This window comes from Microbacterium sp. 69-7, from assembly GCF_001897985.1.
Taxonomy (GTDB): domain Bacteria; phylum Actinomycetota; class Actinomycetes; order Actinomycetales; family Microbacteriaceae; genus Microbacterium; species Microbacterium laevaniformans.
Map to the genome: position 1 here is coordinate 1 of NZ_MKRU01000080.1, position 7,767 is coordinate 7,767.

A 7,767-nucleotide genomic window follows, 5' to 3' on the forward strand; every position below is an offset into this window, starting at 1 on the left:
GCTCCATCACGGCCCACACCTCGTCAGAGATCTCCTGTCGCGTCACCGTTCAAGACTCACCCACCGAGGAGCGGAACCTCTTGATCAACACGCCCTAGTGACGCGCGCAGGTCATGCCTCAAGGTCGCTCGATCGACGTCCGCACGCTGCCATGCGACCGACCTGAAGTGTTCGCCGTGCTCGTGTTCGTCGAACCCGTAATCCGACCGCACAGTTCCGATTGCCAGTGAGCCATCGGACTTCAACGGCATGACGACGATGTCTCCCACCTGCATCTCATTGACGAACCTGTCCAACTGTCCCGTCCAGTTGCCGATGAGGTAGTTCGAGGCGCTGGGGTGCACAGTGGTCAGGGCTTCTCGAATCTGTTCGCGAGAGAGATTCGTCAGGTCACCGACTTCGGACCAACCGATCAAGGCTCGGCCAGCGCTCAAAGCAGCTTGTTCGCGCTGCCCCTTGCGTCCACCGCGTACCATCCATGCCCGCATCCCGCCATTGTGGGTGAGTACGCTCGGGAGCCGCAACCGTCGATCGAGGCCCGCACCTTGCGGGAGGGGCGCTAGCGGTCCGGCTCGTCGAGGCTGGCGGACGACGGAACGTCAGCGGCCGAGGCTCGCATTCATGATGCCGACCCCGACGAACCAAATCACAGCCGAGAGGCCCGCCCCCGCGAGCGGAACCCACCACGCTATCTTGCGGCGGGCGAGGCGGATGATCGTCCATACCGCCGCCGCAACGAAGACGACGGGAGGTACGCCGAGTGCGATGAGCCAGCCGGCCGACATGAGACCGGTGTTACACCGGTCACCGAAGCACCCGTCCGACATCATGACGAGGAACAGCGACATGAACGCGAGCATCGCGAATCCGAGGATGCCGGCGATCATCAGGATCACGGAGACGATCATGTCCGCGACCCGGGCACCCGACCCGGCTGCTCTCGGGGCGGGCATTTGAGAAGCCGGAGTCACAGTCGATGAAGAGTCGGGCATCGGTGTCGACATGGGTGAAGTATTGCATCCTCCGCGCCGCCGGACCGGTGGATCAGCGTGAGGCCCGTAGCGCCCGCCGGATCAACGTGACCTGAAGCGGCAGCCGCACCAGCGACACCACGAACGAGGCCCATGCCTTCGGGGTGCGGCGGCGCGCCGCCCGGCGGCCGAGGTCGATGCTCATCTGCATGTTCGCGGGCCAGACAGCGGCCAGCACTACCGCGCTCGCTCGCCCGGCGGCGGCCCGGGTCGAGGGCACAACCAACCCCACCGCGCACGCCAGCTCCGCGATGCCCGACGCGACCACAAGCGGCCGGTCCCACCGCCGCAGCGCCCGCGGGATGATCGGCGTGAACACCCCGGGTCGCACGAGGTGGATGACGCCCGACACCGCGAACGGCACCATCACGATCCAGGGAACGGTGGCGGCGGGCTTCTTCGCGCGACGTGTCATCCCGCCATTCTCCCGCCTCGCCGACGTCCGGGGTCGCCGCGCGCACAGCTCCGGTGACAGCATGGACGGATGCTCTCCCCACAATCCCTGAGCGAGCCCGACAGGCGCCTCGTCGCCGCGTGGGCCGCGGACTGCGCCGAGCGCGTGCTCCCTCTCTTCGAACGTGAGGCTCCCGACGACGATCGCCCGCGTGACGCCATCGCGCGAGCGCGCGCCTACGCGCGCGGCGAGCTCGACTCGGCGGGCGAGATCCGCCGCCGGTTCGTTGCGGGCCGCGCCGCCGCCTCGGTCACCGCGCCGGCCGCGATCGCGGCGGCCCGGTCGACGGCGCAGGCATCGGGCGTCGCGCACATGGGCGCGCACGCCCTCGGCGCCGCCGCCTACGCCGTGAAGGCCGTCGGCACCGACCGACCCGACGAGGCGGATGCCGAGATCGACTGGCAAATCCAGCAGATGACCCCGGCGGTCCGCGCCGCCCTCCGTCAGCTTCCACCGGTCGGCGAGGATGCCGCGGGTCCGTTCGTCGCCGGCGGATTGCTGGCCCGCGGCATCCTGGGATCGACCATCCACACGCTGCAGACACGGATCGCAGCCGGGGTTTGACCCTCACGCGACGTCAGGCCCGATCGTGGTCTCATGACCGACCTTCCCGATGCTTTCGACATCAGCCCCGTCCCTGCCCCGGGACCCGACGCCGTCGCCCCGCCCCTGTTCCGCGGCATCTACGGCATGCCCATGTTCGTGACGATTCCGACGGCCGATCTCGCGGCATCCATCGACTTCTGGACCCGCGGCCTCGGCTTCTTCGAGCTGTTCGGCATCCCGGGGCAGATGACGCACCTGCGCCGGTGGGCGTTCCAGGACGTCCTGCTCGTCGCCGGCACACCGGACGACACCGCCCCGGCTGCGAGCGTGAGCTTCGCCTGCGTGCTCGACCAGATCGATCCGATCGCCGAGGCCCTGCGCGCCCTCGGCGTCGACGCCCACCCGCGCGACACGATGTGGAACACCCGCGACATCGAGGTCATCACCCCCGAGAACACCCGCGTGGTCTTCACGGCGGGCAAGGTGTTCGACCCCGATAGCGTCGAGGGCCGCACCCTCCGCGCGGTCGGCATCGGCACCGACGACAATGAGTCCCATGTCTGACGACGGACTGCCGGTGGGCGAGACGGCTGCGCGCCTGGGCCTGACCGTGCGGACGCTCCACCACTGGGACGAGATCGGCCTCGCGAGCCCCGCCGCGAGAACGCGGGCCGGCTACCGGCTCTACACGGATGCCGACCTCGAACGCCTCCGGCGCATCGTCGTGTACCGCGAGCTCGGGCTCGACCTCGACGCGATCCGGGCCATTCTCGATGAGCCGGGGGGCGATGTCGCCGACCAGTTGCGGGTGCAGCGCGCCCAGCTCGCGCAGCGGATCGCCCAGCTCAACGACCTCGACGACGACCTCGCGCGCATGATCGAGGCGCAGGAGCGCGGCATCCTGCTCTCCGACGACGAACAGCGCGAGATCTTCGGCCCCGACTGGAATACCGAGTGGCCCGCGCAGGCGCGCGAGGCCTACGGACAATCGGCGCAGTGGCAGCAGTACGCGGAGCGTGCGGCGTCGCGCTCGGCCGGCGACTGGGCGACGGTGACCGAGGCGATGACCGCGTTCGAGGCCGAGCTGGGTGCCGCGGTCGGTGGCGGAGCGACACCCGGGGATGCCGTGGCGAACGGGCTCGTCGAGCGACACCGCACCCTGCTCTCGCAGTTCTTCCCGGTCACCCGGCAGATGCAGGTGTGCCTCGGGCGGATGTACGTCGCCGACCCACGGTTCGCGGCGCACTACGACGCGGTGCGCCCCGGCCTGACCCACTGGCTGAGCCGCGCGATCGACGAGAGCGCGCGTGCCGCGGGCATCGACCCCGACACCGCCACCTGGGAGTGAGGGACGTGCCTGCGGCATCCGGCGTCACCGAAGGGTGCGAGTGGCCTCCCGCGATGAAGTAACGTATCTGCGTATGAGTGCAGATAAGCAGCACTGCGGATTTTCGGTCGAGAGCCCGTACGTGGAGCTTGCGGTCGAGGTCTTCGGAATGCTTGCCGACGCCACGCGGGTACGAATCATTCTCGCGCTGGACGCGGCCGGGGAACTCTCGGTGAATCACATCGCCGACATCGTCGACAAGTCGCCCGCTGCGGTGTCTCAGCATCTCGCGAAGCTGCGGCTCGCCCGGATCGTCGGGACCCGCCAGGAGGGGCAGCGGGTGTTCTACCGACTCGAGAATGAGCACGCGTCTCAGCTCGTCGCCGACGCGATCTTCCAAGCCGAGCACTCGCTTGGCGGGACCCCCCGTCACCATCACGCCGAGGAGGAAGCCCGATGACGCCGTCGCACGTGCACTCCTCGCACCATGACCATGACCACGCCTTGCATAGTGACGGTGGCGCGCATCTCCATGACCACGATCACCCCTCGGGGCTGAAGGGCTTCTTGCGCGGCTTGTTCGTGCCGCATACCCACGACGCGGCCGACTCGATCGATGATGCGATGGAGGCTAGTCACGAGGGTGTGCGCGCGTTAGTGATCAGCCTCGTGATCCTGTTGGTGACGACGATTCTGCAGGCCGTCGTGTTCCTGTTCAGCGGCTCGGTGGCCTTGTTGGCCGACACCGTGCACAACTTCTCGGATGCTCTCACCGCGATCCCGCTGTGGGTCGCGTTCATCCTCGGTCGGCGTGCCGCGAACCGCCGGTACACGTACGGGTTCGGTCGCGCCGAAGATCTCGCCGGCCTCTTCATCGTCGTGGTCGTTGCCCTGTCTGCGGTTGTTGCGGCGTGGCAGTCGATCGACCGGCTCCTGCACCCGCAACCGTTGCAGAACGTCTGGTGGGTGGTCGTCGCCGGTGTGATCGGCTTCGCCGGCAACGAGCTTGTCGCGATCTACCGGATCCGCATCGGGAGACGAATCGGGTCGGCAGCTCTGGTCGCGGACGGCGTCCACGCGCGTACCGATGGCTTCACCTCTCTCGCCGTGGTCATCGGCGGTGCCGGAGTGCTGCTCGGCTTTCCCCTCGCTGACCCGATCGTCGGCATCATCATCTCCATCGCGATCTTCGTCCTGCTGCTCGGCACGATCGGCTCGATTGGACGCCGACTCATGGACGCGATCGAACCAGAGCTTCTCGAACGTGCCGAGCACGCTCTCGCCCACGTCGACGGCATCGATAGCGTGGAGCGCATCCGGCTACGGTGGGTCGGTCATCGCCTCGAAGGCGACGCGATCGTCACCGCCGATCCGGAGCGCACCGAGATCGGCGGCCTCGCCGAGGCAAGCATCCGCGCGCACCTGCCCCACGTCGACGAGTTCCTGATCAGCGTTCGAAGCTCATCGGCCGCTGCACGATGACCTGCGGGCGCACGGTGCTCGTGCCCGTCAGAGCGTGGGGTCGGTTTCGGCGCGGGCGGCCATCCAGACAGCTCGGGCGGCATCGGCGTTGAGGAGGCCGATGCCAGCGCCCACGATGATGTCGAGCCAGCCGGTGGCGAACCAGAACGGGAGGATGCCGACGGCGATGATCGCCAGATTGGCGAGGGCGTCGTTGCGGGCGGAGAGCCATGCCGCCTTCGTGAGGCTGCCGCGGTGGTGGCGGTGACGCACGAGCAGGAATGCCGCGGAGAGGTTGACTAGGAGGGCTCCGATGGCGGTGATCGTGAGAGCTCCCGGCGGCGGGGGCACGGGGTCGAACGCCTTCGCGACGGCAGGCCCACTGACCGCAGCGGCTCCGCCTCGCCCATCACACGCCCGCGTCCACGAGCACCGCGCGAGCAGCGCGCTCGCCGGATGCGAGAGCGCCCTGGATCGACGCCGCATGTCGGTGGTCGCCGGCGAGGTACATCCGGTCGGTGACGCGCGGCGGGCGGGGCGCGCGCAGCGGTGCCGGTTGGGCGGGAAGCGCATCCGGGATGTCGTCGCGACGCAGCAAGTGCCAGTCCGTGACTCCGGCACCCCACAGCTCGGCGAGGTGCCGGCGCACCTCGTTCTCGCCTGCGGCCGCGCCGCCCCGCGGCAGCAGGCACGTCGCCTCGATGAGATGGCGCGCCACGGGCGCATACGACGGCACGGTGTGCGACACGACCGCCGTGTTCACGACCGGCCCGCGGCGGGCGGCGCCGCGTCCGTCGACGCGCAGCAGCGCGGATGCCGAGGGTGCTGCCGTCGCCGCGAACCACCACGTCTGCAGCCCGTTGGTCGCGGGTCGCGGCACCGGCGCCAGCTCCGCCACCGACTCCGCGCCGACGGCCACCACGACCCGCCCGGCGCGGAGGGCCTCGCCACCGGCGACGCCGACCTCGACGATCGGGCCGTCCCTGTCGATGCGCTCCGCTCGCGCCCCGAGCCGGATCTCCGCGCCCGCAGCACGCGCCCGCGCCGCCAGTTGCGCCGGCACCGCCGCGATCCCCTGCGCGGGAAGCCCCGGCCGCCCCAGCGCGAAGTACCGCACCAACTCCTGTACGAACGCGTTCGAGCTGCCCTCACGGTCCTCGGCGACGACACCGGCGAGGAACGGATCGAGCACGGCGGTGCGCAGCGGTCCGCGCAGGCCCGCGGCATCCCACCCCTCGCGCAGCGCGCGATCGCTTCGCGCCCGTGCCGACAGCCGCCGCGTGAACGCCGGCGTCAGCCAGCGTGCGAACGCCACGGCATCCGCAGCGCTCACCAGCCCGCTGCCGATCGTTCGGGGGATCGACAGCGGTGAGCGCAGCGGATGCCGCAGCTCAGCGAGGCCGCGATCGGTGCGCACCTGCACGCCCACGGGAAACGACCGCAGCGCCAGAGCGTCGAGATCGATGCTGCGACGCAGCGCCGGATACGCCGGGTTGAGCACCTGGAAGCCCCGATCGAGGCGGAAGCCGTCGACGATGTCGGTGCGCTGGCGTCCGCCGACCGCGTCCGCCGCCTCGAGCACGACGACCTCGAGACCGCGCTCGGCCAGAACCACCGCACAGCGCAGCCCCGCGAGGCCTGCTCCGATCACCACGACGTCATGCATCGCCGCTCCGCCTCTCGTCGTCGGACGCGTCCGGGGTCCCCGCCGCGCCGTCGCCTGCGGCCAGCATACGGAGGGCGCGGCATTCGATCTCGGGGTTGACGAGCTTTCCGAGACCGCCCTCGCCGCCCGGCGGCGTGCCTACGATGACGGAATGAAGATCCTCCTCACCGGTGCCACCGGCTACATCGGCTCGTCCGTCCTCGACGTACTGCGCGCCCACGGTCACGACGTCGTCGCGCCGGTGCGCAGTGCGCACGCCGCGCAGAAGGCCACGGCGACCGGTGCGACCGCGGTCGTCGGCGACATCACCGACGCCGCCTGGCTCACTCCGCTGCTGGAGGGAGTGGATGCCGCGATCCACACCGCCGCACCGGGTGACGGCACGGCCCCCCAGTTCGACAGCGCCGTCGCCGATGCCGTCATTGCCGCGTTCGGCGGCACCGGCAAGCCCTACATCCACACGGGCGGCCTGTGGATCCACGGCCCGTCGGACGACCTCACCGAGCAGACCCCGTTCCACCCGCCCGCGATCGTCGCCTGGCGTGAGGGAGTGGAGTCCCGGCTCGCCGCGGCAGAGCTCGCCCTCACGATCGTCGAGCCCGGCATCGTGCACGGCCACGGCGCCGGAATCCCCGCCATGCTGGCCTCCGCGCCTCGTGACGGCGAGGGCCGCCTCACCGTCATCGGCGACGGCACCCAGCACTGGGCGACCGTGCACGTCGACGACCTCGCCGAACTGTACGTGCGGGTGATCGAGCGCTCCGAGCCGGTCGGACGCGTGCTGGGTCTCAGCGGCCACAACGCGACGGTCATCGAGCTCGGCGAAGCGCTCGCCGACGGTCCGGTCGCTGCGGAGGGCGTCGAGGCCTCACGCGCACGCCTGGGCGCCCCCTTCGCCGATGCGCTCATGCTCGACCAGCAGGGACGCGGCGAGAAGGCGCGCTCCCTCGGCTGGACACCCGCCCGCCCGTCGCTGCTCGAGGAGATCCGCGCCGGCGCCTACGGCTCGGCCGCCCAGGGCTGATCGGGCTGCCCGCGCGCGACGCCACCTCTGTCGCTGCGGCGAGCCGCGGTCTACGCTCGCCGCATGTGCCGAAACATCCGCGTGCTCCACAACTTCGACCCGCCCACGACCGATGACGAGGTCCGTGAAGCGGCACTGCAGTTCGTCCGCAAAGTGAGCGGCTCGACGCATCCCTCGCGCGCCAACACCGAGGCGTTCGAGGCGGCGATCGACGAGATCGCCGCGGCCACGCGTCGCCTCCTCGATGCGCTCGTGACC

At 70.3% G+C, this 7,767-nt stretch carries 12 protein-coding genes; 7 read left to right on the forward strand and 5 right to left on the reverse strand.

Features of this window, described 5'->3' with window-relative positions; all coding sequences use genetic code 11:
* Nucleotides 1–56: 56 nt before the first annotated feature.
* From BGN98_RS07495 to BGN98_RS07505, 3 genes are all read right to left on the reverse strand, one after another.
* The gene (locus BGN98_RS07495) at nucleotides 57–488 is read right to left on the reverse strand and encodes a restriction endonuclease (RefSeq protein WP_288120572.1); all 432 of its coding nucleotides are present in this window, start codon (nucleotides 486–488) and stop codon (nucleotides 57–59) included.
* A 111-nt stretch (nucleotides 489–599) separates the two neighbouring features.
* Complete coding sequence (locus tag BGN98_RS07500; protein WP_353681704.1) at nucleotides 600–1,004, reverse strand: DUF6264 family protein; 405 nt, start codon at nucleotides 1,002–1,004, stop codon at nucleotides 600–602.
* 40 nt (nucleotides 1,005–1,044) lie between these two features.
* Nucleotides 1,045–1,446 (reverse strand): DoxX family protein, encoded by a 402-nt coding sequence (locus BGN98_RS07505; RefSeq protein WP_288120574.1) that lies wholly within the window; start codon nucleotides 1,444–1,446, stop codon nucleotides 1,045–1,047.
* Nucleotides 1,447–1,515: 69 nt separating this feature from the next.
* On the opposite strand from BGN98_RS07505, the gene BGN98_RS07510 reads away from it, so the two are divergent.
* The 5 genes from BGN98_RS07510 (at nucleotide 1,516) to BGN98_RS07530 (ending at nucleotide 4,840) form a co-directional block, all read left to right on the forward strand.
* A complete protein-coding gene (locus tag BGN98_RS07510; protein WP_061682021.1) occupies nucleotides 1,516–2,049 on the forward strand; it encodes a putative immunity protein in 534 nt (177 codons plus the stop codon).
* Nucleotides 2,050–2,082: 33 nt separating this feature from the next.
* Nucleotides 2,083–2,595: a VOC family protein gene (locus BGN98_RS07515; RefSeq protein ID WP_288120576.1), complete on the forward strand. Its 513-nt coding sequence runs from the start codon at nucleotides 2,083–2,085 to the stop codon at nucleotides 2,593–2,595.
* Complete coding sequence (locus tag BGN98_RS07520) at nucleotides 2,588–3,379, forward strand: MerR family transcriptional regulator (RefSeq protein ID WP_288120578.1); 792 nt, start codon at nucleotides 2,588–2,590, stop codon at nucleotides 3,377–3,379. Before BGN98_RS07515 ends, BGN98_RS07520 begins: the two co-directional genes overlap by 8 nt.
* Before the next feature lie 73 nt (nucleotides 3,380–3,452).
* Nucleotides 3,453–3,818, forward strand: a complete 366-nt coding sequence (locus BGN98_RS07525; RefSeq protein WP_288120591.1) for an ArsR/SmtB family transcription factor — start codon at nucleotides 3,453–3,455, stop codon at nucleotides 3,816–3,818.
* Nucleotides 3,815–4,840 carry a cation diffusion facilitator family transporter gene (locus tag BGN98_RS07530; protein WP_288120579.1) on the forward strand — a complete coding sequence of 342 codons (1,026 nt, stop codon included), beginning with the start codon at nucleotides 3,815–3,817 and terminating at the stop codon, nucleotides 4,838–4,840. The genes BGN98_RS07525 and BGN98_RS07530 overlap by 4 nt, the downstream gene beginning before the upstream one ends.
* A gap of 27 nt (nucleotides 4,841–4,867) precedes the next feature.
* On the opposite strand, the gene BGN98_RS07535 is transcribed toward BGN98_RS07530, so the two are convergent.
* Together BGN98_RS07535 and BGN98_RS07540 are read right to left on the reverse strand one after the other, a co-directional pair.
* A complete protein-coding gene (locus BGN98_RS07535) occupies nucleotides 4,868–5,305 on the reverse strand; it encodes a cation efflux transmembrane domain-containing protein (RefSeq protein WP_353681705.1) in 438 nt (145 codons plus the stop codon).
* Nucleotides 5,229–6,485 carry an NAD(P)/FAD-dependent oxidoreductase gene (locus tag BGN98_RS07540; protein ID WP_288120583.1) on the reverse strand — a complete coding sequence of 419 codons (1,257 nt, stop codon included), beginning with the start codon at nucleotides 6,483–6,485 and terminating at the stop codon, nucleotides 5,229–5,231. Before BGN98_RS07540 ends, BGN98_RS07535 begins: the two co-directional genes overlap by 77 nt.
* 151 nt (nucleotides 6,486–6,636) lie before the next feature.
* Here BGN98_RS07540 and BGN98_RS07545 point away from each other — a divergent pair, with 151 nt between their 5' ends.
* Together BGN98_RS07545 and BGN98_RS07550 are read left to right on the forward strand one after the other, a co-directional pair.
* A complete protein-coding gene (locus tag BGN98_RS07545) occupies nucleotides 6,637–7,509 on the forward strand; it encodes an NAD-dependent epimerase/dehydratase family protein (RefSeq protein ID WP_288120585.1) in 873 nt (290 codons plus the stop codon).
* A 63-nt stretch (nucleotides 7,510–7,572) separates the two neighbouring features.
* A partial coding sequence (locus BGN98_RS07550) for a DUF2277 domain-containing protein (protein WP_288120587.1) occupies nucleotides 7,573–7,767 on the forward strand: 195 nt, incomplete at its 3' end.